Origin of the sequence: Oryzifoliimicrobium ureilyticum (assembly GCF_037199735.1) — a bacterium.
Classification (GTDB): domain Bacteria; phylum Pseudomonadota; class Alphaproteobacteria; order Rhizobiales; family Rhizobiaceae; genus Rhizobium; species Rhizobium ureilyticus.
Genome location: NZ_JBBBVQ010000001.1, coordinates 495,658 through 519,265 on the forward strand (window position 1 = coordinate 495,658; position 23,608 = coordinate 519,265).

The 23,608-nt window shown below is 53.4% G+C and carries 24 protein-coding genes and 1 tRNA gene; 17 read left to right on the forward strand and 8 right to left on the reverse strand.

The window, feature by feature from the left end:
- Positions 1–11: 11 nt before the first annotated feature.
- Positions 12–887: a MurR/RpiR family transcriptional regulator gene (locus tag VQ830_RS02355; protein WP_337266440.1), complete on the reverse strand. Its 876-nt coding sequence runs from the start codon at positions 885–887 to the stop codon at positions 12–14.
- Positions 888–1,285: 398 nt separating this feature from the next.
- Between VQ830_RS02355 and VQ830_RS02360 the strand changes: the two genes are divergently transcribed.
- Both VQ830_RS02360 and VQ830_RS02365 read left to right on the forward strand, forming a co-directional pair.
- A complete protein-coding gene (locus VQ830_RS02360; protein ID WP_337266441.1) occupies positions 1,286–2,503 on the forward strand; it encodes an NAD(P)/FAD-dependent oxidoreductase in 1,218 nt (405 codons plus the stop codon).
- An 87-nt stretch (positions 2,504–2,590) separates the two neighbouring features.
- A tRNA-Ser gene (locus tag VQ830_RS02365) sits at positions 2,591–2,680 on the forward strand.
- 751 nt (positions 2,681–3,431) lie between these two features.
- Here the strand turns inward: VQ830_RS02365 and VQ830_RS02370 are convergent.
- On the reverse strand, positions 3,432–3,725 hold the full coding sequence (locus VQ830_RS02370) for a hypothetical protein (protein WP_337266442.1): 294 nt from the start codon (positions 3,723–3,725) through the stop codon (positions 3,432–3,434).
- 148 nt (positions 3,726–3,873) lie between these two features.
- On the opposite strand from VQ830_RS02370, the gene VQ830_RS02375 reads away from it, so the two are divergent.
- Positions 3,874–4,944, forward strand: coding sequence for a porin (locus VQ830_RS02375; protein WP_337266443.1), 1,071 nt, complete (start codon positions 3,874–3,876; stop codon positions 4,942–4,944).
- Between the two features lie 647 nt (positions 4,945–5,591).
- Here the strand turns inward: VQ830_RS02375 and VQ830_RS02380 are convergent.
- Complete coding sequence (locus tag VQ830_RS02380) at positions 5,592–7,658, reverse strand: lytic transglycosylase domain-containing protein (protein WP_337266444.1); 2,067 nt, start codon at positions 7,656–7,658, stop codon at positions 5,592–5,594.
- Between the two features lie 212 nt (positions 7,659–7,870).
- Between VQ830_RS02380 and dapA the strand changes: the two genes are divergently transcribed.
- Positions 7,871–8,755, forward strand: a complete 885-nt coding sequence (gene dapA / locus VQ830_RS02385; RefSeq protein ID WP_337266445.1) for a 4-hydroxy-tetrahydrodipicolinate synthase — start codon at positions 7,871–7,873, stop codon at positions 8,753–8,755.
- A 209-nt stretch (positions 8,756–8,964) separates the two neighbouring features.
- Positions 8,965–9,444 (forward strand): SsrA-binding protein SmpB, encoded by a 480-nt coding sequence (gene smpB, locus VQ830_RS02390; protein ID WP_337266446.1) that lies wholly within the window; start codon positions 8,965–8,967, stop codon positions 9,442–9,444.
- Positions 9,445–9,597: 153 nt separating this feature from the next.
- Here smpB and VQ830_RS02395 read toward each other — a convergent pair whose 3' ends face one another.
- Positions 9,598–10,179: a LabA-like NYN domain-containing protein gene (locus VQ830_RS02395; RefSeq protein ID WP_337266622.1), complete on the reverse strand. Its 582-nt coding sequence runs from the start codon at positions 10,177–10,179 to the stop codon at positions 9,598–9,600.
- Positions 10,180–10,461: 282 nt separating this feature from the next.
- Here VQ830_RS02395 and rpoZ point away from each other — a divergent pair, with 282 nt between their 5' ends.
- From rpoZ to recO, 11 genes are all read left to right on the forward strand, one after another.
- Positions 10,462–10,866, forward strand: coding sequence for a DNA-directed RNA polymerase subunit omega (rpoZ, locus tag VQ830_RS02400; RefSeq protein ID WP_337266447.1), 405 nt, complete (start codon positions 10,462–10,464; stop codon positions 10,864–10,866).
- A 121-nt stretch (positions 10,867–10,987) separates the two neighbouring features.
- Positions 10,988–13,207: a RelA/SpoT family protein gene (locus VQ830_RS02405; protein ID WP_337266448.1), complete on the forward strand. Its 2,220-nt coding sequence runs from the start codon at positions 10,988–10,990 to the stop codon at positions 13,205–13,207.
- A 159-nt stretch (positions 13,208–13,366) separates the two neighbouring features.
- The gene (locus VQ830_RS02410; RefSeq protein WP_337266449.1) at positions 13,367–13,516 is read left to right on the forward strand and encodes a DUF3563 domain-containing protein; all 150 of its coding nucleotides are present in this window, start codon (positions 13,367–13,369) and stop codon (positions 13,514–13,516) included.
- A 122-nt stretch (positions 13,517–13,638) separates the two neighbouring features.
- On the forward strand, positions 13,639–14,223 hold the full coding sequence (locus tag VQ830_RS02415) for a DUF2062 domain-containing protein (protein WP_337266450.1): 585 nt from the start codon (positions 13,639–13,641) through the stop codon (positions 14,221–14,223).
- Positions 14,220–14,624 (forward strand): holo-ACP synthase, encoded by a 405-nt coding sequence (gene acpS, locus VQ830_RS02420; protein ID WP_337266451.1) that lies wholly within the window; start codon positions 14,220–14,222, stop codon positions 14,622–14,624. Before VQ830_RS02415 ends, acpS begins: the two co-directional genes overlap by 4 nt.
- Positions 14,625–14,722: 98 nt before the next feature.
- Positions 14,723–15,466, forward strand: coding sequence for a signal peptidase I (gene lepB / locus VQ830_RS02425; RefSeq protein ID WP_337266452.1), 744 nt, complete (start codon positions 14,723–14,725; stop codon positions 15,464–15,466).
- On the forward strand, positions 15,463–16,179 hold the full coding sequence (gene rnc / locus VQ830_RS02430) for a ribonuclease III (protein ID WP_337266453.1): 717 nt from the start codon (positions 15,463–15,465) through the stop codon (positions 16,177–16,179). Before lepB ends, rnc begins: the two co-directional genes overlap by 4 nt.
- A 1-nt stretch (position 16,180) precedes the next feature.
- Positions 16,181–17,119: a GTPase Era gene (gene era, locus VQ830_RS02435; RefSeq protein WP_337266454.1), complete on the forward strand. Its 939-nt coding sequence runs from the start codon at positions 16,181–16,183 to the stop codon at positions 17,117–17,119.
- Positions 17,120–17,415: 296 nt separating this feature from the next.
- Positions 17,416–18,168: a Crp/Fnr family transcriptional regulator gene (locus tag VQ830_RS02440; RefSeq protein WP_337266455.1), complete on the forward strand. Its 753-nt coding sequence runs from the start codon at positions 17,416–17,418 to the stop codon at positions 18,166–18,168.
- A gap of 327 nt (positions 18,169–18,495) precedes the next feature.
- Positions 18,496–18,858, forward strand: a complete 363-nt coding sequence (locus VQ830_RS02445; RefSeq protein WP_337266456.1) for a response regulator — start codon at positions 18,496–18,498, stop codon at positions 18,856–18,858.
- Positions 18,859–19,054: 196 nt separating this feature from the next.
- Positions 19,055–19,804, forward strand: a complete 750-nt coding sequence (gene recO, locus VQ830_RS02450; protein ID WP_337266457.1) for a DNA repair protein RecO — start codon at positions 19,055–19,057, stop codon at positions 19,802–19,804.
- Positions 19,805–19,921: 117 nt separating this feature from the next.
- On the opposite strand, the gene VQ830_RS02455 is transcribed toward recO, so the two are convergent.
- Positions 19,922–20,773 carry an MOSC domain-containing protein gene (locus tag VQ830_RS02455; RefSeq protein ID WP_337266458.1) on the reverse strand — a complete coding sequence of 284 codons (852 nt, stop codon included), beginning with the start codon at positions 20,771–20,773 and terminating at the stop codon, positions 19,922–19,924.
- A gap of 10 nt (positions 20,774–20,783) precedes the next feature.
- A complete protein-coding gene (locus VQ830_RS02460) occupies positions 20,784–21,470 on the reverse strand; it encodes an HD domain-containing protein (protein WP_438617142.1) in 687 nt (228 codons plus the stop codon).
- Positions 21,471–21,665: 195 nt separating this feature from the next.
- Here VQ830_RS02460 and VQ830_RS02465 point away from each other — a divergent pair, with 195 nt between their 5' ends.
- Entirely contained in the window at positions 21,666–21,965 is a 300-nt protein-coding gene (locus VQ830_RS02465) for a hypothetical protein (RefSeq protein ID WP_337266459.1), read from the forward strand.
- Between the two features lie 126 nt (positions 21,966–22,091).
- Here the strand turns inward: VQ830_RS02465 and VQ830_RS02470 are convergent, their stop codons facing one another.
- Positions 22,092–22,667: a hypothetical protein gene (locus tag VQ830_RS02470; RefSeq protein WP_337266460.1), complete on the reverse strand. Its 576-nt coding sequence runs from the start codon at positions 22,665–22,667 to the stop codon at positions 22,092–22,094.
- A gap of 120 nt (positions 22,668–22,787) precedes the next feature.
- A complete protein-coding gene (locus tag VQ830_RS02475) occupies positions 22,788–23,594 on the reverse strand; it encodes a mechanosensitive ion channel family protein (protein WP_337266461.1) in 807 nt (268 codons plus the stop codon).
- Between the last annotated feature and the right edge of the window lie 14 nt (positions 23,595–23,608).

Below are 23,608 nucleotides of genomic sequence, written 5' to 3' on the forward strand. Positions count from 1 at the left end.
ATTCGGAATATTTATTCCATTTTGCCTTTCTTGGATTTTTGCATCGACCTTTTGCGCCTGCGTTCTGCGATGGCAACCGGCAGGGCCATCATCAACGCCATGGAGGCGGAAAGCGACCGAAATCCCGCAAAGTCAGCTTCCGCTATTTCGAACCAGCATCGCGCATGCGCCGCAAGTGGTGAGAAAGCAGAATCGGTGATTGCCACCAGTGGCACGCCACGCTCGGCAAGCAGAGCAGCTTGCGAAATGCTTTCTGCGGCATAGGGCGAAAAGCTGACCGCCAGGGCAGCATCCCGAGACCCTGCAAATTGAACTATTTCAGGATCAACGCCATTGGGCGAAGCAACGATCTGATGGCGAATTCCGAGTTTTGAGCAGGCGTAGCTCATATGGGCCGTCAAAGGGTAGGCACGGCGCTTGGCAATTAGGTAGATTGTCTCTGCGGGAGCCAAAATATCAAGCGCCTTGACGAAAAGGGATGGATCGATTGTGGCTGCCAATCGGTTCACCGACTGACTTGCGGCGGAGATAAAGCCGGACAGTATGGTCGTATCCTCATCTATCCCTGTCGCCATCTCTAGCCGGGCCAAACGCTCCTCATAGCTCGGTGCACGATCACGCAGTCGCTCGCGGAAGATGCTCTGCAAATCGGAAAAACCCTCATAGCCGAGATGGTGCGCCAGTCTGACAAGCGTCGATGGCTGAACCTCCGCGGCAGATGCAATGCTGGCTGTTGTTCCAAACGCGACCTCATCGGGATTGGCGAGCGCAAATGCTGCAACCTGGGCGAGGCGTTTGGGCATGATGTTTTTTCGTTCAATGATCGTGCTGCGCAAACTTTCGAAGTCCCGCGGGACCGCCGTCGACTCCGTCGTTTGACTGCTCATCATTTCTCTCCAAAATGAAATGTTTATTCCATATGCCGTGACCATAAGGGAAAATCAGAAAGCCATCTAATTGTTTTTCAGACACCTCATGCGATGGCTGATATCTCCGCAGTTCCGACGTGACGAACCACATAAACGCTCCAATATGGCGCTCGTGCCATTTTCGCCGCATGTGTGCGAGAATGGGATGACTGTAAAGAGGCTTGATCTGCCTCTTGCTGCATTCGTCGCCCTTCACCACGGTCCAAGGCGGTCTTGGGATAGAGGAGCGCACCAATGTCATGGCACAGTTACTGACGAGTGGCGGGCAGTTTGTCCCAGCCAATATAAGGTGTAATTGACGAGAAATAGGGCAGGCACTAACTCTGCCCCAAGCGGAAGTGGCTGGAGTGGAAAAGGTGACGGATAGATTGGTCATTATCGGTGCTGGTCAGGCCGGATTTGCGATGGCTGCCAAGCTGCGTGCGTTGAAAGATAACAGGCCGATCACGATCCTCGGGGCCGAAGATGTTCTGCCTTATCAGCGTCCACCTCTCAGCAAGAAATATTTGCTGGGCGAGATGAGCTTCGATCGACTGCTGTTTCGCCCTGAGAACTGGTACGTCGACAATGATATCGACATTCGTTTGTCGACCTGGGTCGAGCAAATCCGCCGTGATTCCAAGCAGGTGATTCTTCAGGATGGGTCAGCTTTAGAATATTCAACACTTGTTCTAACCACAGGCGCAACACCACGGCAGTTGCCTGCCGCGATTGGAGGAGATCTGGAAGGCGTCTATGTCGCGCGCGACAAGCGCGATGCGGATCGTCTTGCAGAAGAGATGCGTCCCGGACGCAGAGTTTTGATCATTGGTGGCGGTTACATTGGGCTTGAGGCCGCGGCCGTCGCACGTCATCTAGGTCTGGAAGTAACCGTCATCGAGATGGCGGATCGCATTCTTCAACGTGTTGCCGCTAAGGAAACTGCCGACATCATCCGTGTCGTGCACCGCAGCCATGATGTCGTGATCCGCGAAAGTACTGGCTTGAGGCATTTGATTGGGAGAGACGGGCGCGTTGTTGGCGCTGAGCTTTCCGATGGTTCTGTTATCGACATCGATCTTGCGATCGTGGGTATTGGCGTCGTTGCCAACGATAGGCTTGCCAAGGAAGCGGGTCTCGACGTTGGAAATGGCATTCTTGTCGATGAATTCGCACGCACCTCCGACCCATCCATCTTTGCTGCCGGGGACTGCACAATGCTCCCATGGGAGGACCGACGTATTCGCCTTGAATCAGTACAGAATGCTGTGGATCAGGCGGAGGCCGCCGCGGTCGTTATAGCCGGTGGCGAGGCGCCTTATCATCCGAAGCCATGGTTCTGGTCGGATCAGTATGACGTCAAGCTGCAAATTGCAGGCTTTAACCTCGGCTACGACGAAACCATCCTGCGTGCCGGTGCACGCGATGGGGCGCATTCCGTATGGTACTTTCGCAAAGGTCGTTTCGTCGCTGTCGATGCGATCAATGATGCCAAAGCCTATGTGACAGGCAAGAAAATGTTGGAATCCGGAATTTCTCCTGATCGTTCGTTGCTTGCCGATCCGACCACGGACCTAAAGCAGCTTCTGAGCTAGGCTTGCTTTCATTGTCATTTTTCCTGTTTGAAAAATGGGAAAAAGCGCTTGCGTCGCCCTTTGAATGTCTCTATCAGGGCTCCCACCGGAGAGGTGGCCGAGTGGTCGAAGGCGCGCCCCTGCTAAGGGCGTATACGGGAGACCGTATCGAGGGTTCGAATCCCTTCCTCTCCGCCATGTCCAGCCCGGATACATAGGTAACAGTTTGTCCCTAAGGCATTGGTGACAATCTCGTGCCGACCGGATTGTCGATGGTTTGCAGCACTGCCTGTTCCAGGTCGATCTATCCTAGATCATAATGCATTAAGATGACGAGCACCGATGCCGCTATCACGGTCATGTTGGTGTGATCGACTAAGCTCATCAAAGGAGAGATCGACGGAAGCGCACCGCGATCGCGTTGACTTGTCTCGCCAGACTCAACTTGAGGGATGAGGCTTGAAGCCAAAAAATAACAGCCTGTAGCAACGACCGGTGAAGAACCCGCTTGTCCAATCGCGCAAATGATCAGAAGCTCTAAGTCACCTTTCGTTGCATAGATAAAACAAAAAAATGACGGGCGTCGTGAAAAGTCTGGGCGAAGTGAGCGCCGGCATCATCTGTTTGCACAAATACAATTTTCACGCAGCCAATATGAAGGCTTGGAAAGAGAACTGCGACGGAAGGCATTTTCCCTTGGACTAAGAAGTGGCATTGACGGTTGAGAGACCGTCGTCCGCTTTTTCAGATCCCCAGGCGGGGCACGGACCGTCGAAAACCTGCGAACACACCGACGATCTTATCATCGATCGCAGCGACGCTCCTTATAGACCCATGCCCTGAATGGGTAACCTGCGTCGCATTCCTCAATACCTTCAACAGGCGATAGCGAGCTCCCTAAGTATTTTATGAGCACGCCAACAGTTTTTGATGAGAATCATCGTAAGAATCATTGAGTGCGACAGAGCCGATTCTCGCGCCAGGGCATAATGAAGTCTCCGCCAGATGGCGCTGATAACGAAGATGCGGCAACGCCGATTGGAATAAAGTCGCCAGGAATCGTCCCAAAATGGGAATTCTTAAGCGGAAAGACGGTTGCCGGAAGGCCCTCGATCACCCGCAAAAACTTGGTTTCCTTAACAAATTCTAAATGAATGGAGGTTGGGGCAGGTGTTTTGTGACCTTTCAGCAACAGCGCTGAGGGAAGGCTGACGCAAACATCATAAACCTTCAAGTTGATCATTGCGTGCACGGCGCGGTCTTGTATTTTCAACTTCGGAAGCGAGGGCGGTTGATCGTCCGACTTCTTCGAAACACGGGACTGGGGCAGGGAACGCCGCTAAAGTGGCGAAAAATCTTGGTCCTGACTGAAACTTGAATTGGAGGTCACTATGAACATCAAGAGCCTTCTGCTCGGCTCCGCGGCTGCCCTCGCAGTCGTATCCGGCGCTCAGGCTGCCGACGCTATCGTCGCTGCTGAGCCGGAAGCGGTAGAATATGTTCGCGTTTGCGACGCATATGGCACCGGCTACTTCTACATCCCAGGCACGGAAACCTGCCTGAAGATCGACGGCTACATCCGTTTCGAAACCGACTTCGGTCGTGGCATCGGCAACGGTTCTGACTATGACGCCTTCACCCGCGCTCAGCTGCAGTTCACTGCAAAGAGCGACACGGAATACGGCGTTCTGACGGGCCTTATCGCTCTGCGTACGAATGCTGACTCTGCATCGAGCTACACGAATGCTGCTGGTGCTTCCCAGGGCGGCCGTAACACGTTCGTTGACGTTGCTTACCTCGACATCGCTGGCTTCCGCGCTGGTTACTTCTACAGCTGGTGGGACGACGATCTGAGCGGCGAGACGGACATTCTGTCTTCGCACTCCACGAACCACAACTCGATCCGTTATCAGTATGAGTCTGGCGACTTCTACGCTGGCGTTTCGGTTGATGAGCTCGAAGGCACGACCTACACGCTCAACGCTCTTGCTGGTAGCCCGACGTTCGGCCCACGCACCAACAACATCGGTATCGCCGGTGCAGTTGGCGGCAAGGCTGGCGCTTTCTCCTACCAGGTCACTGGCGGCTATGACACGGACACCGAAGAAGGCGCCGTTCGCGGTATCGCTTACTTCGACGTTGGTCCTGGCACGATCGGTGTAGCCGGTGCTTGGGCAAGCGGTGCAAACGCTTACGACGACGTGTCTGAGTGGACTGCAGCTGTTGAATACGCTGTGAAGGTTACCGACAAGTGGAAGATCACGCCTGCTGCCCAGTACTTCTGGAACTACGGCTTGGTTTCCAAGGGTAACTTCTCTAACAACGACGCTTGGACCGCTGGTGTAACGGTTGATTACCAGATCGTAGACAACTTCTACGCTAAGGCAACTGCCAACTACTTCAAGGTTGATGGCGGCGACGATCAGTGGACCGGTTACTTCCGTCTGCAGCGCGCATTCTAATCTGAGTTATCTCAGTGGAGGAAAAGCCCGGCAATGCCGGGCTTTTTCTTTTCTATCGATTTTAATTTTACGATTTTTCAGTATTACCACTTCAATTCAAATCGGCTCGCTTTCAGCGAGTCAGACGACAGTCGCAAGAGGCCCCTGCGATCAATTCCGGACCGCATCGATAGCTCTGTACGACATTCCGATAATGATTGTTTCACCGGTTGTGCCCAGGAGAATTCCCCAAGCTGATTGGTTTGAAGTCTCGCTTGACCTTGCATGAGCTGATAAATTTGTTTGTCGAAGCAAATCCGTGAACGAACATCATGAAAAGCTCGATGCGGACAAATCGGTAACACGAAAACCGATTTTCTGAGGGTGGCGCTATACGATAAATTGTTGAATCATTTGGTCCAGCGAGGAAACCGGATGCCCTCAAAAAGGTTGAGGCGTTTTGCGGAGCGGCGACCTGGGGATTTTGTTTTGAATCGCGACCCGTCTGACAGAAGTCTGAGGGGCTGGGCAAGTTTGCGAGCCAAGCACTACTGATTAAGCGCCTCAGTTCCTTGGTCCTTTCAGCGATAACTCGGCATCTTACACGAAACTCTGAAGCCGATGCTCACTCCTGAGGGATTCGGAGGTCCGCATAAGAAAGCCGCAAGTCAGCTACGACCCTGAATAAGATCCCGCTGCAAGTCCGTAGGTTGGCCGAGCCGCGCTTTATAGACTTCGTAGTTTTCCATAACGCGCTGAACGTAATTGCGTGTCTCAGGGAAGGGGATGCGTTCGATCCAGTCTACGACTTCATCAATGGGCTTGCCGCGTGGATCACCATATCGCGCCAGCCATTCCGGCACACGTCGCGGGCCGGCATTATAAGCAATGAAGGTCAGGATATAAGAGCCGCCAAAGGCGTCGATCTGTTCGCCAAGATAATGTGCGCCGAGCGTCGCATTATATCCTGCATCATCAAGCTTGGTTGGCGAAAACGCGATATTGTGGCGCTTGGCAACAAGCTTGGCTGTTCCAGGAAGCAATTGAAGGAGGCCCCGGGCATTGGCCGAAGAAACGGCGACGGGATTGAAGGCGCTCTCTTGGCGCGCGATCGCATAGGCAAGTGCTTTACCTGATCCGGAAATGTTTGCGCTTGCCGGGATGACACCGACCGGGAAAGCCAACGCGGCCACATCGATGCCTCGGCCATAGGCAATCTTCCCAACCTGAAGTGAGATGTGATGGTTGCCTGCACGCTCGGCCTGAGCTGCAAGCATTGCTAGTTCGCCTGGACTGTTAAGCTGTTCTGCAAGTGCCGTGTAAAGGCTTGCTGCGCGCCAACCATGATCGGCCGCTTCAAGACGCGCGATGGCACGCACCGCTTCGCGGGCTTGAAACCGCTGACGATCCTCGGCCGTCGGGGACGGGTAGGTAACATCAAGTGTCTTGCGTCCGAGCTTTTCGGCCGCAAGTTGCCCGTAAAATGTACTCGGAAAGCCGGCAGCTTTTGCGTAAAGTTCAGTTGCCCGACCAGCGCCTCCCGCTTCCGCGGCGCGGGCTTGCCAATACCAAGAACGAGACACCGAGATCGGACCGCTGACGTAATCTAAAATCTTCTTGAAGTGCTTTTGCGCCGTCACCGGGTCTTTTAGGCCACGTAGCGCATACCATCCGGCATGGAACTCTGCTTCTGCGATATCCGCTGGTGTTGTGGCGACATGATTGGCAACAAGGCGGTAGGCGTCTTTGAAATCACCTTGATCGACCAAACCGCGGCTGACAATCCTTTGCTCGTTCCACCATTCGCCCGCATTGACGAGCTCGCTTTTGTCACGGGGTGCCTTTTGCAGAAGCTTTGCCGCATCGTCGTATCGATCTTGCCGACGAAGATATTCGATTCGCGCAAACAGATAACCGGGATCGCCGGCCCACTGCGAATCGACTGCGGCCAGTTGCTTGCCGGCATCAGCCGCTTTGGCATCGACAGCCGCCCAAGCTTTGTACAGAGATTGCGCCCGTCCCAGATCGCCAAAACGCTTCGCTTGGGCGACACGACCGCGATACATCAGATATTCCATGCGCGCCTTATGATCGGCAGCGGTCAACAGCCCCGAAAATTCGGCGAGGATCCTGTCCTCGGTCACTTTATCAAGCACCTGACCACGCCAGACATCCCGGACATAACGCGTTGCCTCAGATGATTTTCCGGTTGCAACAAGTGCGCGCGACAAGATCAGTGCGCCGAACGGCGTCTCTGGAGCAGTGTTTCCAAATGCGGCAAGAACTGCGGAAGGTGCCGGATTTTCATCGTAAAGCGCGCGTTCCGAATAGTTCCGAAGCTTTGAAAGACCAGGCCAGCCTTGCAGCTCCGTCGCCGCTGATGCAATCTCGAACGATGGGACGCCCTTTTGTCCAGAAGTCGCAATTGCCCATGTCAGAATATGACGATCCAGAGAGGCCGGAGGCATTGCATTCCGAAGCGAGATCGCAAGCAATGGGTTGCCCGCGGACAAAGCGTCCAGCCCCGACTTTAAACTCGTGCTCGTCGGCGACAAAGCCGGACCCTTTGGTATAGCGCCAGTCGTCAGTGGCTCTGCAATCGATGTCTGCGGAACAAACCCGATAGGACGTATGTCTGGGACCGGCACGCCGTCGCCAGGCAGTGGGGACGCTGCCGCGGCAAAGACGTAAACCGTTACGCTCAGAGCGGACAAGGCCAACAAAGTTTTGTTCATCAAGGACATCCGGAGAAAAAACGTCCGACTATTTGCCGACAGCCATATTAACGAAAGCTTACCAAAACAGGTAAAGTCTGGTCACATTGCGCGGGTATTTTATTCCGGCGCGCTTCCACTGCGCTTGTCGCCATCGTCTCACCGTTCTAATGTGTACCACTGATATTCATGGAATGCGGCCGAAGCATGAACGGCCGTGAGGAGCTAAAGGCATGTTCAAGGGATCTATTCCCGCTCTCGTCACCCCTTTCACAGACTCGAACCTCGTTGATGAAGCCTCGTTCGCAGCCCATGTGGATTGGCAAATCAAGGAGGGAAGCAACGGTTTAGTGCCGGTGGGTACGACAGGTGAATCCCCGACATTGTCTCATGCCGAGCATAAAAGAGTGGTCGAACTTTGTATTGAAACCGCGGCGAAGCGGGTACCAGTCATGGCTGGAGCAGGTTCGAACAATACGCGCGAGGCAGTAGACCTTGCAAAACATGCCGAGCAGGCAGGGGCTCACGCCATTCTCGTCGTCACTCCATACTACAACAAACCCACGCAGAAGGGCATCTTTGCTCATTTTTCCGCAATTGCGGAAGCTGTTAAGCTGCCAATCTACATCTACAACATTCCCGGTCGATCCGTCATCGACATGTCTCCGGAAACGATGGGTGCGCTTGCCAAGGCCCATGCCAACATCGTCGGCGTGAAAGACGCGACCGGCAAGATAGAGCGTGTGTCGGAACAGCGACTAGCGTGCGGCCCACAGTTTGTGCAGCTATCTGGAGAAGACGCTACGGCCCTTGGCTTCAATGCCCACGGTGGAACGGGCTGCATTTCAGTGACGGCAAATGTCGCGCCTCGGCTCTGTTCTGAATTTCAGGCCGCAATGAGAGATGGCGATTACCGCAAAGCATTGGACTATCAAGATCGTCTTATGCCACTTCACAAAGCGATCTTCATTGAGCCAGGACTTTGTGGTGCGAAATACGCGCTAAGCAAGTTAAGCCGGATGAGCCGTAAGGTACGTTCACCGCTGCTTGACACATTGGAGCCTGCAACGGAAGCGGCCATCGATGCGGCTCTTCGGCATGCCGGTCTGCTTAGCTAGTCACTTCCACTTCACAAACACCGTATCGTACCTAAATATGCAGCGCTGGTATCGTTTGGCTATTACGTCAATCGCGGTTTGGGAAAGTCTTGTCCTGGCTGAAGAGACGACGGAAACGGCGTTGCAATTGACGGAAGCGCGTTCCTAAATTGGGATGTGAGTGTATAGAACGGTGCGCCTTTGGCGCGTCGTGAATAGGAATGATGAAGATGGCCCCGAAGGGTAGCGAGAAAATCGTCAAGAAGATCGTAGCCGAAAACCGCAAGGCGCGGTTTAACTACGAAATTGTCGATAGCTATGAAGCTGGTCTTGTTTTGAAGGGGACCGAAGTTAAGTCGCTGCGTGAGGGCAAGGCCAATATCGCCGAATCTTATGCATCAGACGAAAACGGTGAGATGTGGTTGATCAATTCGTATCTGCCGGAATATCTCCAAGCAAACCGCTTCAACCATGAGCCTCGTCGGCGGCGCAAGCTGCTCTTTTCAAAGCGCGAAATCAACCGCCTAAGAGTGGCGATCAGTCGTGAGGGTATGACGCTTGTCCCGCTGAAGATTTACTTCAACGACAAAGGCCGCGCAAAATTGGAACTCGCGTTGGCACGCGGTAAAAAACTGCACGATAAAAGAGAGACTGAAAAAGAGAGGGATTGGAACCGCCAACGCAGCCGCCTTCTCAAGGAAAACGGTTGAACCTCATGGCCGGTATGATTTCAATCCTGGTCTAGATGACTTTATACCAGCGACGCTAGCCTAGCGAAGCGATGTAGAGGGTGGGTCTGTCGCACGCCGGGTGACGCCCTGATAACAATGCGGGTGTCACCCAACTTTGCCGGATTTGCGCCCTTACGCTTCAAACTCGTCCGATACGACGGGTTCGACAGGTCTGGCAGGGCGTTCTGATGGTTCGCGTCCGATCTCGCTGCGCAAGGATAAAAGATCAATGAAATGATCTGCCTGCCGGCGAAGGTCATCGGCGATCATCGGCGGTTGTGTTGCCATCGTCGAGATGATCGACACTTTACGGCCCTTGCGCTGAAGCGCTTCCACAAGCGTCGTGAAATCTCCATCTCCCGAAAAGATCACGAGGTGGTCGACGGTCTCAGACTGCTCCATGGCATCGATGGCAAGCTCGATATCCATGTTGCCTTTGATCTTTCTGCGTCCCATCGAGTCGGTGAATTCTTTGGCCGGCTTTGTGATAACCTTGTAGCCGTTGTAGTCCAGCCAATCGATGAGAGGCCGGATTGACGAATACTCCTGGTCCTCGATGAGCGCGGTGTAATAATAGGCCCGAAGCAGATAACCGCGCTTCTGAAACGCCTTCAGCAATTTCCTATAATCAATATCGAAGCCTAGGCTCTTTGAGGCCGCGTAAAGATTGGCGCCATCGATAAATAGCGCAATTTTTTCCCGTGGATCAAACATCATAAAAACGTCCGCAAAACCTGAACTATTTTCCTCGCGAGGCGCGTTTTCAGCGCTGCCAGGAGCCCAGAATAATTCTTAAGTTACGAATTATTCATATACCTATTTCGATTTAGTGTAGAACTGTTGGCATGCCAAGTAAGTTTCTACCAAAATATCGTGAGCGCGAAAAAAATCTTGAACGATCGTCCGGTGACATGAATCACGAAAAACTTGAATTGCTCCGCTTTTAATTGTATCGGCGTGCTTAATCCCGAGATCACGACCCGCAAAGGACAGGCAATGGCCCGTGTCACAGTTGAAGATTGCATTGATAAAGTCGAGAACCGATTTGAACTGGTTCTCCTCGCTAGCCATCGTGCGCGCCTGATTTCTCAGGGCGCTTCGATCACGGTTGACCGCGATAACGATAAGAATCCGGTTGTTGCGCTTCGCGAAATTGCCGACGAGACTTTATCGCCGGACGATTTGAAAGAGGATTTGATCCATTCCCTTCAGAAACATGTCGAAGTTGACGAGCCGGAACCTGATCCTGCAACGCTGCTTGCGACGGGAGCGTCTGCTGCAGCCGAAGGCGAAGAACAGGACGATCTTCCGGAAACAGTATCTTTCGATCAAATGTCGGAAGAAGAGCTTCTTGCTGGTATCGAAGGACTTGTTCCTCCGGAAAAAAGCGACGATTACTAATTCTCTGATTTTTCGCAGTCGCATTTGCGCCTCGATTTTTCGAGCATATAATCGCAATATTATGAGATTGTGCGCCAATCACTGATTGGCGCGCTTTTATTTTGATAGGAGCGGCTTTGGAATGATGCGACAGTACGAGCTCGTGGAGCGGGTACAAAGTTACAAGCCCGATGCCAATGAAGCTCTGCTGAACAAAGCCTATGTCTATGCGATGCAGAAGCATGGACAGCAGAAGCGCGCGAGCGGTGATCCCTACATATCGCATCCGCTTGAGGTCGCTGCCATTCTCACGGATATGCATCTCGATGAGTCAACGATCGCAGTAGCGCTGCTGCATGACACGATCGAGGATACGACGGCCACGAGAGCCGAGATCGACGAGCTTTTCGGTGAGGATATTGGGCGGCTTGTGGAGGGCCTGACGAAGATCAAGAAGCTTGATCTCGTGACGAAAAAGGCCAAGCAGGCTGAAAACCTGCGCAAGCTTTTGCTGGCAATTTCTGATGATGTCAGGGTGTTGCTGGTCAAGCTTGCGGACCGCCTGCACAATATGCGTACGCTAGACCATATGCCGCCGGAAAAACGCGCGCGCATTTCAGAAGAAACGATGGATATTTATGCCCCTCTGGCAGGGCGCATGGGTATGCAAGATATGCGCGAGGAGCTTGAAGAGCTTTCCTTTCGCCATATCAATCCGGAAGCTTACGAGACGGTCACCAAGCGTCTCGATGAATTGTCGACGCGCAATGAAGGTCTTGTCAAAAAGATCGAAAACGAGCTACGCGATCTGCTCGTTGCCAATGGTCTCGCGACCGCCTTTGTTAAAGGAAGGCAGAAAAAACCTTACTCTGTTTTCCGCAAGATGCAGTCAAAGTCGCTGTCCTTCGAGCAACTGTCAGACGTCTATGGTTTCCGCATCATTGTTGAAGACATTCCCTCCTGCTATCGCGCATTGGGTATCGTACATACGCGTTGGCGTGTCGTACCCGGCCGGTTCAAAGATTACATCTCCACGCCGAAGCAGAATGACTACCGTTCCTTGCATACGACCATCGTCGGTCCTTCGAGGCAGCGAATCGAACTGCAGATCCGAACGAACCGCATGCATGAGATTGCGGAATTCGGGATTGCTGCCCATACGCTTTATAAGGATGGTGCGGCAAGCGGCGATGAAACGGGAGCAAGGGAATCCAACGCTTATGCGTGGCTGCGTCATACGATCGAAGCACTTGCCGAGGGAGATAGCCCCGAGGAGTTTCTAGAGCACACGAAGCTGGAACTGTTTCAGGATCAAGTCTTCTGCTTTTCACCCAAAGGCAAGCTGATCGCTCTCCCGCGCGGCGCAACACCCATCGATTTTGCCTATGCCGTTCACACGAATATCGGCGATACATGCGTGGGCGCCAAAATCAATGGACGGATCATGCCTCTCGTCACACGCCTTGCAAATGGTGACGAGGTCGAAATCATTCGCTCGGGCGTTCAGGTGCCACCTGCGGCCTGGGAAGAAATCGTTGTGACCGGGAAGGCACGTTCAGCCATTCGCCGTGCAACGCGACTTGCAATTCGAAAACAATATGCTGGGCTCGGTTATCGAATCCTGGAGCGAACCTTTACGCGTTCCGGCAAGACTTTCTCGCGGGACGGAATGAAGCCAATCTTACACAGGCTCGGCCAGAAGGACGTTGAAGATGCGATCGCGGCCGTCGGGCGAGGTGAATTGTCATCGCTTGATGTCTTGCGAGCCGTCTATCCGGATCACCAAGATGAGCGCGTGAGCGTAAAGCCGCCAAGTGGCGACGACGGCTGGTTCAACGTGCCAAGTGCCTCGGGCATGATCTTCAAGATCCCCGGGGCGGCGAAGACGTCGTTGGATGGGGAGGGGGCTGGTGCGCATCTTCCAATCCGCGGGATATCGGGAAACCTTTCGGTGCATTTTTCGCCTACAGGTGCGGTTCCGGGTGACCGCATTGTAGGGATCGTCGAGGAGGGGTCCGGCATCACGATCTATCCGATCCAGTCGCCGGCTCTTCAGCGTTTTGACGAACAGCCGAACCGGTGGATCGATGTTCGCTGGGATCTGGACGAGGCAAACAAGTCCCGTTTCATGTCTCGTATCATGGTGAATACGTTGAACGAACCTGGTTCATTGGCCAAGCTTGCTCAAACCGTTGCAGGACTCGATGTCAATATCCGCTCGCTAAATACCGTACGCGTCGCTGCTGACTTCACGGAGCTGCAGCTCGATGTGGAAGTCTGGGATCTACGTCAGTTGAATCAGCTTCTCCTGCAGCTTTCCGAAATGGAGAGCGTGGCCACCGTTCGGCGACTCTATGAATAAGAGAACTGCCTAAATCATAATCGTTTCTGCCTCACTCTGAGCATTCATTGCCATTGATATGCATTTTGCGCATGGCTGAGCAGGACGAAGAACGTTGGTAAGTGGTCATCTAACTCGCTATCTTCTGTTCATCGAAGTGAAGCAAACGAGGTAGACGAAATGTTTGGACCTATTAAGAAACTGACCCGTGCACTACGCGCTCCTAGCGTTGAAGATCGTGAAATGGCTTATTTGAACAATTCTTACGATCGTATCGATCTGGAATATCGTCAGCGTCAGGTTGATCGCGGCCTTTTCCGCAACCGTTAATGAAGCGTAAATGAAGAATGCGGTGGGCGCATAGCTGGTGCCCATTGAATGATGCTCTCAGTCGCAGGCGATATCGCCGCGCTCTCTTGTCACGGCGCGCCTGCCTGCTGTAGATAGTCAGCATGTTGTTTCGACGTCGCAAGCCGGCTGGCTTCAAGGAAAAGTTACGGGGTGCCATTTGGCCCCGAAAGGGCCTTTCCCGCCCAGTCCGCTACATATTTCTCCGTCTCGCGCGCCTGACCGCGTCCCCACATGCAATTGCCATGGGGTTTGCCGCTGGCGCGTTTGTGTCTTGGACGCCTTTCATTGGCGTCCATTTTGTTATGGCTTTTGCCATAGCCTATCTCTGTTCCGGAAATATGGTCTCGGCCGCTCTTGGATGCGCCACATTCGGCAACCCGTTCACCTACCCTTTCATTTGGGGCGTTACATGGGAAGTCGGCCATCTCATGATGAGTCGAGAGGACAAAATGGCCGGCCAGACGATTGATCTTGCTGCCATGTTTCACCAGATGCATTTCACTGAGCTTTGGCGTCCTGTCATTGAACCTATGTTGATCGGTTCCATCCCGCCTGGACTTGTTACGGCCGTCCTTTTTTACATTATCACATTCTACGCCGTGCGCGGCTTTCAGTCGCGGCGCAAGGCGCGGCTCATGCGGCGTGCCCGTCTGCAGGTCCAACATGCAGGGCCGGAAACCGTATGATCATCGGGATAGGCAGCGATCTCATCGACATCAGAAGAGTTGAAAAATCACTGGATCGTTTTGGCGAACGATTTACGCATCGCTGCTTTACGGATGTAGAGCGCCAGAAATCCGATCGCCGTGCCAATAGAGCGGCTTCTTATGCGAAAAGATTTGCCGCGAAAGAGGCCTGTTCTAAAGCGCTTGGAACGGGAATAGCGCAGGGCGTCTTCTGGAAAGACATGGGTGTCGTCAATCTTCCTTCAGGCAAGCCGACGATGCAGCTAACAGGCGGCGCTGCCGTCATCCTAACTGCTATGGTGCCTGCAGGATTTGAAGCATTCATACATTTGACAATTACCGATGATTATCCGTTGGCTCAGGCCTTTGTTATCATAGAGGCGCTGCCAAAATCTGCATGACGGCGTTTTAATGTAGTCGCCATTGCCCCCGGCAAGCTGAACCGTTAATAGAGAGCCAACGAAAGATTGCGCGTTAGCGCATTGAAGGAACAGACTGCGTGTCCGAGAAAGTCCAGGCAAAGCCAAACGCCCTTTGGGAAAATGTTAAAGTCATCGTTCAGGCGTTGATCCTTGCAATGGTTATCAGAACGGTGCTGTTCCAGCCCTTCACGATTCCATCAGGATCAATGATGCCGACTTTGCTGGTCGGCGACTATATATTCGTGAACAAATTTGCCTACGGTTTTTCAAAGTACTCTTTACCGTTCTCGCCCGATCTCTTCCATGGCCGCATTTTTGCGGGTGCGCCGCAGCGCGGGGATGTCGTCGTATTCAGGTTCCCGCCTAATCCAAGCATCGATTACATCAAGCGCGTAGTCGGTCTGCCCGGCGACCACATTCAGGTCACGGATGGCGTCTTGTATATCAATGGTAAGCCGGTTCCCAAAGTTCCGGACGGCTCATTCACGTCGGATTATGCTCAAGATCCAGGACAGGACGTACCGGTTTTCCGCGAAACGCTCGATGATGGGAAAACCTACGACACGCTCGATCAGTCTCCGAATTCACGCGGCGATAACACTCGGGAGTTCATCGTTCCTGAAGGCCATTATTTCATGATGGGCGATAACAGGGACAATTCTCTGGACAGCCGATTTGACGTTGGCATGGTTCCCGCGGAAAATCTGGTCGGTCGCGCCAGCATTATCTTTTTCTCGCTCGGTAATGACACGTCGTTCAAGGAAATCTGGAAATGGCCCGCGAATATGCGTTGGGACCGTCTTTTCAAGGTTGTTGAATGACGAAACCTCAGACGCTTTCTGCTGAGGAACGTGCAGCGATCGAAGGTCTTATCGACCACCATTTCGAGGATAAGGGACGACTTGATCGTGCCTTGACTCATGCAAGCGCTCGCGCACAAAAAGGCGGCAATTACGAGCGTTTGGAATTCCTTGGTGATCGCGTCCTCGGTCTTTGCATTGCCGAGTTGTTGTTCCGCACGTTCGGCAGTGCCGCGGAGGGCGAACTTTCCGTTCGCTTGAATCAGTTGGTGAGTGCTGAAACTTGTGCTGCAGTGGCTGACGAAATCGGCCTTCATAAGTTCATTCGCACCGGATCCGACGTCAAGAAATTGACCGGAAAGCGGATGATGAACGTTCGCGCCGATGTCGTGGAAAGCCTTATTGCTGCAATCTATCTCGATGGCGGGCTTGAAGTCGCACGGCGCTTTATCCTCAAATACTGGCAGAGCCGCGCGGCGAAAGCGGACGGTGCACGCCGAGACGCGAAAACCGAGCTGCAGGAATGGGCGCATGCCAAGTTCGGCCTGACGCCGACATATCGCGTCGAAGATAGAAGTGGGCCGGATCACGAGCCGCGCTTCACCGTTGTTGTGGAAGTCGATGGCGTTGCGCCTGAAACGGGGGTAGAACGGTCGAAAAGGGCTGCAGAGCAGGTTGCCGCTACCCGAATGCTGGAACGCGAAGGCGTCTGGCCGAAAACCGGAAACGAGTAGAATGAGCGAAGATAACCGCAATCAAGATGCAGTTTCATCCGATGCTGCAGGTACCCGCTCGGGTTTTGTGGCATTGATAGGTCCAACCAATGCCGGCAAATCGACGCTCGTTAACCGGTTTGTAGGCGCCAAGGTCTCCATTGTCAGCCACAAGGTCCAGACAACCCGGGCCGTGATGCGCGGCATTGCGATGCATCAACGCACGCAAATCGTATTCATGGATACGCCCGGCATTTTCAAACCGCGTCGTCGTCTCGACCGCGCAATGGTCACCTCCGCCTGGGGCGGTGCCAAGGACGCGGACCTGATCATGCTGCTCATTGACAGCGAACGCGGTCTAAAAGGTGATGCAGAGGCCATTATCGAAGGATTGAAAGAAGTTCGTCAGCCGAAAATCCTGGTTCTCAACAAGATCGATCGCGTTCGACGCGACGACCTCCTGGCGTTGGCTGCCGCGGCTAATGAGAAAATCATGTTCGAGCGGACGTTCATGATATCGGCCGAGAACGGTTCTGGCTGCGAAGACGTCATGGATTATCTGTCGGAAACCCTTCCGGAAGGTCCCTGGTATTACCCAGAGGATCAGATTTCCGATCTGCCGCTCCGTCAGCTTGCGGCAGAGATTACGCGCGAGAAACTGTTCCTACGTCTCCATCAGGAGCTTCCTTACTCTTCTCACGTGGAAACTGAGAAATGGGAGGAGCGCAAAGACGGTTCGGTACGAATCGAACAGGTCATCTACGTCGAGCGGGACAGCCAAAAGAAGATCGCACTCGGCAAAGGCGGCGAAACGATCAAGGCAATTTCATCTGCCGCGCGTCGTGAAATGTCTGAAATCCTTGAGCAACCTGTGCATCTCTTTCTATTCGTGAAGGTCAGGGAGAATTGGGGAGACGATCCGGAACGCTTCCGCGAGATGGGACTGGATTTTCCGCATTAGAGTTTGACGCGGATTGCGACCGAAAAAAGTGATTTGAGCGATTCGATCTGGCGCTTGATGACGAAAGACTACTAACTTCGGGAAGACCGCATCGAATTCTTCGGAATGCCATTGACGGACGCGTGGTCTGGCGTTCATCTTAAAGATGATTTTGGGCTGTCGGGGGAGTAGCCTAAGTGATCGTTAGGCTCTAACGATATCGTGAATGTTCAACGGCCTAGGCCGGGGCAAATAAGGGCAAGCAGGAATTGGCGCGTCTCCGGACGGCGCCTTTTTCTATATAGGGCAAATGGGGCATGGCACTATCCAGGCAGAATCAATCCTTCCGTATTCCTTGCCAACAATGTCCTCTGAGAGAAATCACTCATCTCCGGGATTTTACCGCAGACGAACTGGAGTTCGTATCGCGTTTCAAGAAGGGCGAACTCGTTGTAGAAGCGGGGTCAACTATTCTTGTCGAGGGTGCGCACAGCGCGCATCTTTTTACGATGCTGTCGGGCTGGGCCTTCCGTTACAAGACGCTTGAAGACGGGCGTCGACAAATCCTCAACTACCTCATGCCTGGTGATCTCGTCGGGCTGCAAGGCTCAATAATGGGCGAGATGCAGCACTCGGTCGAAGCTCTGTCGCCCGTCATATTATGCGTTTTTGAACGCGAGCGTTTGCTGACACTCTATAATCTGCATCCGTCTCTTGCCTTTGACATCACCTGGATTGCTGCCCAGGAAGAGCGGATACTGGACGAGCATCTTTTGAGTATCGGTCGTCGTAACGCACTGGAGCGGGCAGCCTATTTGATCGCATTCATCTTTGAGCGGGGCCGGCGGCTTGAGCTTTTTGATGAGAGGCGATTTATCCCACTGACACAGCAACATATTGCCGACACCCTCGGCTTATCGATCGTGCACACCAATAAGACATTGAAAAAGCTTTCTTCGAAGGGCCTGCTGAGATGGCAGGAGCGTGGATGTGAAATTCTTGACCCTGAGGGCTTGCTCGAGGTCGCGGGGTGGACAGGACTTGGTGAGGGCAAGCGCCCATTCGTTTAGCGCACGAGATCCGCATGGCGCACGAGATGATGCGCTTAATACTCACGGAAGCGCGTTTGACCCTCGAAAAAGAGATTTCCCATCGTTCGGGCGATACGGCTGGTTAATTACCATGTCTTTTTTAAATGCAATCACATCTAAATCCCACTAAGGTCAATTTAATGCCGAAGCGGTGCCCGGGCACAATACGCAGTTGATACTTACGAGGTTTTGACGCGCCAGTGGCCAGATTTCGCCACTTGGCCGTTTTTGGTTTGAAGCAGAGAAGAATATGAACACGACGTGCTATAGTTCCAGGTGGGCCGACGGGCGCAAGGGCGGCGTTTAATGGCTGCAAGTGTTCTTGTTCTAGAAGACAGCCTGATCATTGCTCTAGAGACCGAGGATATTTTGCGGGCGAACGGCGTCGGTTCTATCGACATCGTGAACACGCATGACCAGGCCATGGATGCCATCCGTCAGAAAAAATATGATTTTGCTCTGTTGGACGTCAATCTTGGCGAAGCGATGAGCTTTGATTTCGCACGCCACCTTGCCGAACAGCAGGTACCTTTCGGCTTTGTCAGCGGTTACTCCGATACGCAGGATTTCCCGGAAGATCTTCAAAATGTGCCGCTTCTGGTGAAGCCGTTCGATGAGGATACGATGCAGAGCTTCCTTGCGAAACTCTCGGTAAATCGCGACCTGTGAGGCCTGTCTGCTCATTTTTCGACTTTTTCGACATCTCGCTTTTCGCGCTACGCATCGAAGTATGCGAAGCGCCTGAGGTAGATCTTTGACACTGCGGTAAGCTGGCCCAAAGTTGATTTCGGATGAAGAGCCGATGCTGTATGAAGACGCAAGAAACGCGTAACAGCGTCGCTGCTCTCTTCGTTGGGATTTTTAGATGGAGTGGAAGGACCGAGCCATCATCCTCGGCATACGTCGGCATGGCGAAACAAGTGTCATTGCCGAAGTAATGACGCCCGTACGCGGTCGCCATCTCGGGCTCGTGCGGGGTGGTAGATCGCGGTCGTTGCAGCCTGTTCTACAGCCAGGCAATGTTGTTGAGGCAACCTGGCGTGCCCGCCTCGACGAGCATCTTGGAGAGTTCAAAGTCGAGCCCATTGAATTGCGCGCGGCGGGACTGATGGAAACGCCGACTGCTGTCTATGGCATCCAGGCAATGGCCGCGCTCTTGCGGCTCCTACCTGAGCGGGATCCGCATCCGCATCTTTTCCAAGCGCTGGCAATCATTCTCGACCATCTACACAATCCTTCCGAGGCAGGAGAACTCTTTATCCGCTTCGAACTTGCGGTTCTCAATGATCTCGGTTTTGGTTTGGATCTTACTGAATGCGCAGCGACTGGCCTTAGAACCGACCTTGCCTATGTTTCACCGAAGTCAGGCAGGGCAGTTAACCGTGAAGCTGCCGCGCCCTGGAAGAATCGCATGCTTGTCCTGCCGTCCTTCCTCGGAGAGGGGGCCGCAAGTGCAGCTGATCAAGAGAGCCTGGAAGCGGGTTTCCAACTCACCAGTTTCTTCCTCAATCGCCACGTTTACGAGCCGCGTGGGCTTGCCCCTCCGGCGGAGCGCGAAGGCTTCATACGTTCTGCCTTGAAAGCTTTGAGGGCAGGACCGCAAAGCGCTTTATAGGCGCGCATTCCGCGTCGTCATCAAAAGGAGCGTTTCGGCGGGTTCAGTACCAGGCGTCGCCCAATGCCGCCATGACGAAGGATCATGGTGCGCGATGGACGGGAAATGCGTTGAGGTTCAACGTCGCGCTTTCAAGGGCCAACCGTCTGGCCGCTGTTCTAAAACCTTTACTTCGTCATCGACCCGAAGCGTTCCGACGCCCCGCGGCACAGCGTTCCAACCGAAAAGAGGGCCTGGCACGCGGCGGTCTGCGGACATACGAATTCGCCCCATGGCAGCCATAGGGTCGGGGACGTCGCGTGAGCCGGTCAACTGGTCCTGCGTCGTGATGATGCAGCGTGCACATGGTTTAACGAAGTCAAAACGAATACCGCCCATTTCAACGGCCGCCCAGCGATCTTCCGCCCACGGCGTGTCGCTATCGATCACGATGTTGGGACGAAACCGCGCCATCGGGACTGAGCCAATGCCGAGCTCGGCCAACTCGCGGTTCAACGCATTGAGCGAAGCGGTCGTGGTAACGAGGATCTGGTAGCCGTCAGCGAAAGAAACCGGGGTGCCGTCGCCAGCCCATTCTTGGCTCGCAATCCGTTCGGATCGTTCGTCGAAGACAACGAGCTTAACCGGACGTCCAAGCCAGGACGACAATGCGTCGCAGCTATGGTCATCGCAGAGCGCTGCGTTGACAACCGATCGCCAGATCGCAACATCCATGCGCTGATCATCCGCGCGAGAAGCTGCGCGGACGGAAAAGCCATCTTCGGCCGACAGGTTCAAAACTGCGCCTTCAATATGAACAGCCAATTGGGCAAGTTTCGGTTCTTCGCGCTGCGTGATGAAGTGGCCGCTTTCATCGACCAGCATTGCTCGCCGGTCGCCAGTGAGCCCAAAGACGTCAATGTCTGAATTTCGAAGACCAATCCCTCTCGCGCTTTTGAGAGGATAAATGAAAAGACTGTCGATACGCATGAAGGCGTCCTTATATTTCATCGAGAAACGCGCTAAGGAAATCACGCAGCCGTTTATCGCGTTCTTTTGCCATTCGGCCCCCCGTTTCTGTTTGAAAGCCTTGCGATAGCTTCAGCAGCTTTGTCTCAAAGTGGTCCAGACAATAGCGCTTATCGTCCAGGTCTCTCGCTTTTGCCAATGGATCGAACGGGTCATAGAGCGCTGAATTCATTCTTCCGCCGGTGTAGAAGCAGCGGCTTGCTCCAACGATGCCGATTGAATCCAGCCGATCTGCATCCTGAAGAATTTTTGCCTCGATGGTTTCAGGAGGAATGTTCGCCGAGAAACTGTGCGTGAGGATAGCATGAGCAACGGCCTTGATATCCGGCTCGGTCCAGCCTAGCGAGGCGAGGATAACGGTGGCCTGCTCTGCCGCAAGTGCGGATGCCTTTTCACGCAGAGGCGAGTTCTTTTCCACTGCGACGCAATCATGTAAAAACGTTGCTGCAGACAGGATGCGCCCATCGCCGCCCTCGATGGCATGGATGCGCATGGCATTCCTGAAGACCCTGATGATATGCGACAGATCATGGGCACCGTCGCCGCCGACCTGATTCCCGGGAAGAAGCTGAACGGCCAACTCGCTATAAGGTGAGAAAAAGTCCGGTTTCAATATATCAACTCCCCTCTTTGTCTCTGAAGACCTAATGAAGGGCATGGAGAGTCGCAATTGGAAAAGGCGTTTTTTGCGAAAGGCTCCGTGTGATGACTTTAGCACATTGTCAAGCTTCCTTAACCGACAGTTAACAGCTTATTGACGTATGCGGCAAATCAGTTTACCGACAGATTCGTTGATCTTCCCACGATTCGTATTGCGTACAACCATCACTAATAGCAGTGAACGGAGGTTTGTATGGCACGCGCAGAGCTGGTGTCCAAAACGTCATATGCCTATCTGGGTACGCTTGCGCGCCTGGACCGGAATAGTGATGGCGTGCTCAGCCGGAGCGAACGTGCTGCAGACGAAAAGCCAGGCCTTCTTAAGCAAATTAACGAAGATAATGGGCGTGACTCGTCTCGCGGCACCAAAGTCTCAGACGGCGTACTCGCTTATATGCTGGAAAGCGGAGCGTCTGAGGAAGGTGGTATGGTAGAAAATTCCGATCTTTACGCTTCCACCTATGGGCAGTATGATACAGACTATCTTGCCTGAACTATATCTATTGCGTGTTTTCCATCACCCCATACATCCAACCCGATGTGTGGGTGATATCATTTTCAGGAACGGTGTACGCCTGAGAGGTTGACACATTTTCAACAAGGTTAAGCGTTTTCTCGATCATTCGTAATAATAGCGTTCGGCATACCAATCTGCCGAAGCAATAGGTTTACGGTTAGACATCCAAGACGCAAGACGAGTGTTTTCAAGCTGGCCGGCTGCATTTCCATCCTCAAAACCAACGAAGATCAGGTTCGTGTTTTTATGAAGTCGAGGATCTGCAACGAAACCGGGGCGCCAATCGTCAGAGATATAGCTTAGATCCGTCTTCACATAGAAAAATTCCGGCTCAAACCTATGCTCGTCGTTCTCGCTAAAGGCATGCGCGACTTCAATAACAGACTTCAGGCGTCCGTCGTACACCGTGACCGCTTCATTGAGGGCGAAGGTTGCGCCATATAAGGGAGCCGATGTCCAGGGTATATTGGTCACGACCCCAGTGTGCAGATCCATCTGCTGAGCTTCGGCACTGACGTCGATGCCATTGAACCTCCCGCGGAAGAAATAACAGAAACGACTGCGCGTCATATAGATCGCACGCCATCTGAAGCGCGAGAACTCCTGTGGCCGCGTGTTGAAAGCATTGAGAGTCGATAAGCATTGCAACAATGTGTCGCGATAGTCCTGCAGCGGCATTTGATCACCTCCTAGAGGACATAAACCGCCGGAGTTCGGAAACGTTCCGGTTCTCGAGAACACCCTTGAAGATCAATGTGTCCGCGACAAACTCGTCATCCGAGGAAGGTATTATTGCGACTATAAAATAGTGAGACCCTTTTCCGCCATCGCAGCCTCGGCCTTTCCGACCAGATCGTTTCGAACATTCTCCCACTCTCCGCTACGGACCCAGTAGCGAAGCGTCATACTGACTTTATCGCCTCCTGCGTTGTTGACGAAGACTTTTGGCGGCGGCTTCTTGCTGATGCGATCATCGTCTCGGAGAAGTCCTTCTAAAACAGACTTGGCCAGACGCGCGTCTTCGCTTTTCGAGAGCGTGACCTGAAAATCTTCTCTGCGCGTGGAGTGCCGACTGTAATTGGTGATCGGCGTGTTCCAGAGAGTCGAGTTCGGCGCAAGGATATAGACACCGTCCTGCGTTCGCAGTTCCGTTGCAAAAAGTCCCACATCTTGCACCGTGCCGGTTACTTGGCTCGTGCTGATATATTCGCCCACTCTGAGCGGCCTCAGGACGAGAAGCATGATGCCCGCTGCGATATTCTGCAGCGTTCCCTGCAAAGCAAGTCCAATGGCCAGGCCTGCGGCGCCGAGGGCTGTGACGATCGATGCCGTTTGGACGCCAAATTGGCCAAGTACCGTCACAAAAACCAGGATGAGAATGGCGTATCGAAGCACTGTTGCCGCAAAACGAGCCAGCGTCTCATCGATCCCCCGTATTTTGCGCAAACCTTCATGCGCCCAACGGGAAACAATTCTTGCCAATGCCCATCCGATGATGAGCAATACGATCGCACCAACCACAGAGAAGGAGTATTGAACCGCCAGAGCACTCGCTTGGCTCAGCGCTGTGCGCGTAGCCACAATTACGTTTTCTGCTTGTTCCATGCCTTAGATTCTAT

Bases quoted from the DNA above. Each gene is read 5' to 3' on its own strand.
- VQ830_RS02355 (WP_337266440.1), bottom strand. From the start codon at position 887: ATGAGCAGTCAAACGACGGAGTCGACGGCGGTCCCGCGGGACTTCGAA.
- VQ830_RS02370 (WP_337266442.1), bottom strand. From the start codon at position 3,725: ATGATCAACTTGAAGGTTTATGATGTTTGCGTCAGCCTTCCCTCAGCG.
- VQ830_RS02375 (WP_337266443.1), top strand. From the start codon at position 3,874: ATGAACATCAAGAGCCTTCTGCTCGGCTCCGCGGCTGCCCTCGCAGTC.
- VQ830_RS02380 (WP_337266444.1), bottom strand. From the start codon at position 7,658: ATGAACAAAACTTTGTTGGCCTTGTCCGCTCTGAGCGTAACGGTTTAC.
- dapA (WP_337266445.1), top strand. From the start codon at position 7,871: ATGTTCAAGGGATCTATTCCCGCTCTCGTCACCCCTTTCACAGACTCG.
- smpB (WP_337266446.1), top strand. From the start codon at position 8,965: ATGGCCCCGAAGGGTAGCGAGAAAATCGTCAAGAAGATCGTAGCCGAA.
- VQ830_RS02395 (WP_337266622.1), bottom strand. From the start codon at position 10,179: ATGTTTGATCCACGGGAAAAAATTGCGCTATTTATCGATGGCGCCAAT.
- rpoZ (WP_337266447.1), top strand. From the start codon at position 10,462: ATGGCCCGTGTCACAGTTGAAGATTGCATTGATAAAGTCGAGAACCGA.
- VQ830_RS02405 (WP_337266448.1), top strand. From the start codon at position 10,988: ATGATGCGACAGTACGAGCTCGTGGAGCGGGTACAAAGTTACAAGCCC.
- VQ830_RS02410 (WP_337266449.1), top strand. From the start codon at position 13,367: ATGTTTGGACCTATTAAGAAACTGACCCGTGCACTACGCGCTCCTAGC.
- VQ830_RS02415 (WP_337266450.1), top strand. From the start codon at position 13,639: ATGTTGTTTCGACGTCGCAAGCCGGCTGGCTTCAAGGAAAAGTTACGG.
- acpS (WP_337266451.1), top strand. From the start codon at position 14,220: ATGATCATCGGGATAGGCAGCGATCTCATCGACATCAGAAGAGTTGAA.
- rnc (WP_337266453.1), top strand. From the start codon at position 15,463: ATGACGAAACCTCAGACGCTTTCTGCTGAGGAACGTGCAGCGATCGAA.
- era (WP_337266454.1), top strand. From the start codon at position 16,181: ATGAGCGAAGATAACCGCAATCAAGATGCAGTTTCATCCGATGCTGCA.
- VQ830_RS02440 (WP_337266455.1), top strand. From the start codon at position 17,416: ATGGCACTATCCAGGCAGAATCAATCCTTCCGTATTCCTTGCCAACAA.
- VQ830_RS02445 (WP_337266456.1), top strand. From the start codon at position 18,496: ATGGCTGCAAGTGTTCTTGTTCTAGAAGACAGCCTGATCATTGCTCTA.
- recO (WP_337266457.1), top strand. From the start codon at position 19,055: ATGGAGTGGAAGGACCGAGCCATCATCCTCGGCATACGTCGGCATGGC.
- VQ830_RS02455 (WP_337266458.1), bottom strand. From the start codon at position 20,773: ATGCGTATCGACAGTCTTTTCATTTATCCTCTCAAAAGCGCGAGAGGG.
- VQ830_RS02460 (WP_438617142.1), bottom strand. From the start codon at position 21,470: ATGCCCTTCATTAGGTCTTCAGAGACAAAGAGGGGAGTTGATATATTG.
- VQ830_RS02465 (WP_337266459.1), top strand. From the start codon at position 21,666: ATGGCACGCGCAGAGCTGGTGTCCAAAACGTCATATGCCTATCTGGGT.
- VQ830_RS02470 (WP_337266460.1), bottom strand. From the start codon at position 22,667: ATGCCGCTGCAGGACTATCGCGACACATTGTTGCAATGCTTATCGACT.
- VQ830_RS02475 (WP_337266461.1), bottom strand. From the start codon at position 23,594: ATGGAACAAGCAGAAAACGTAATTGTGGCTACGCGCACAGCGCTGAGC.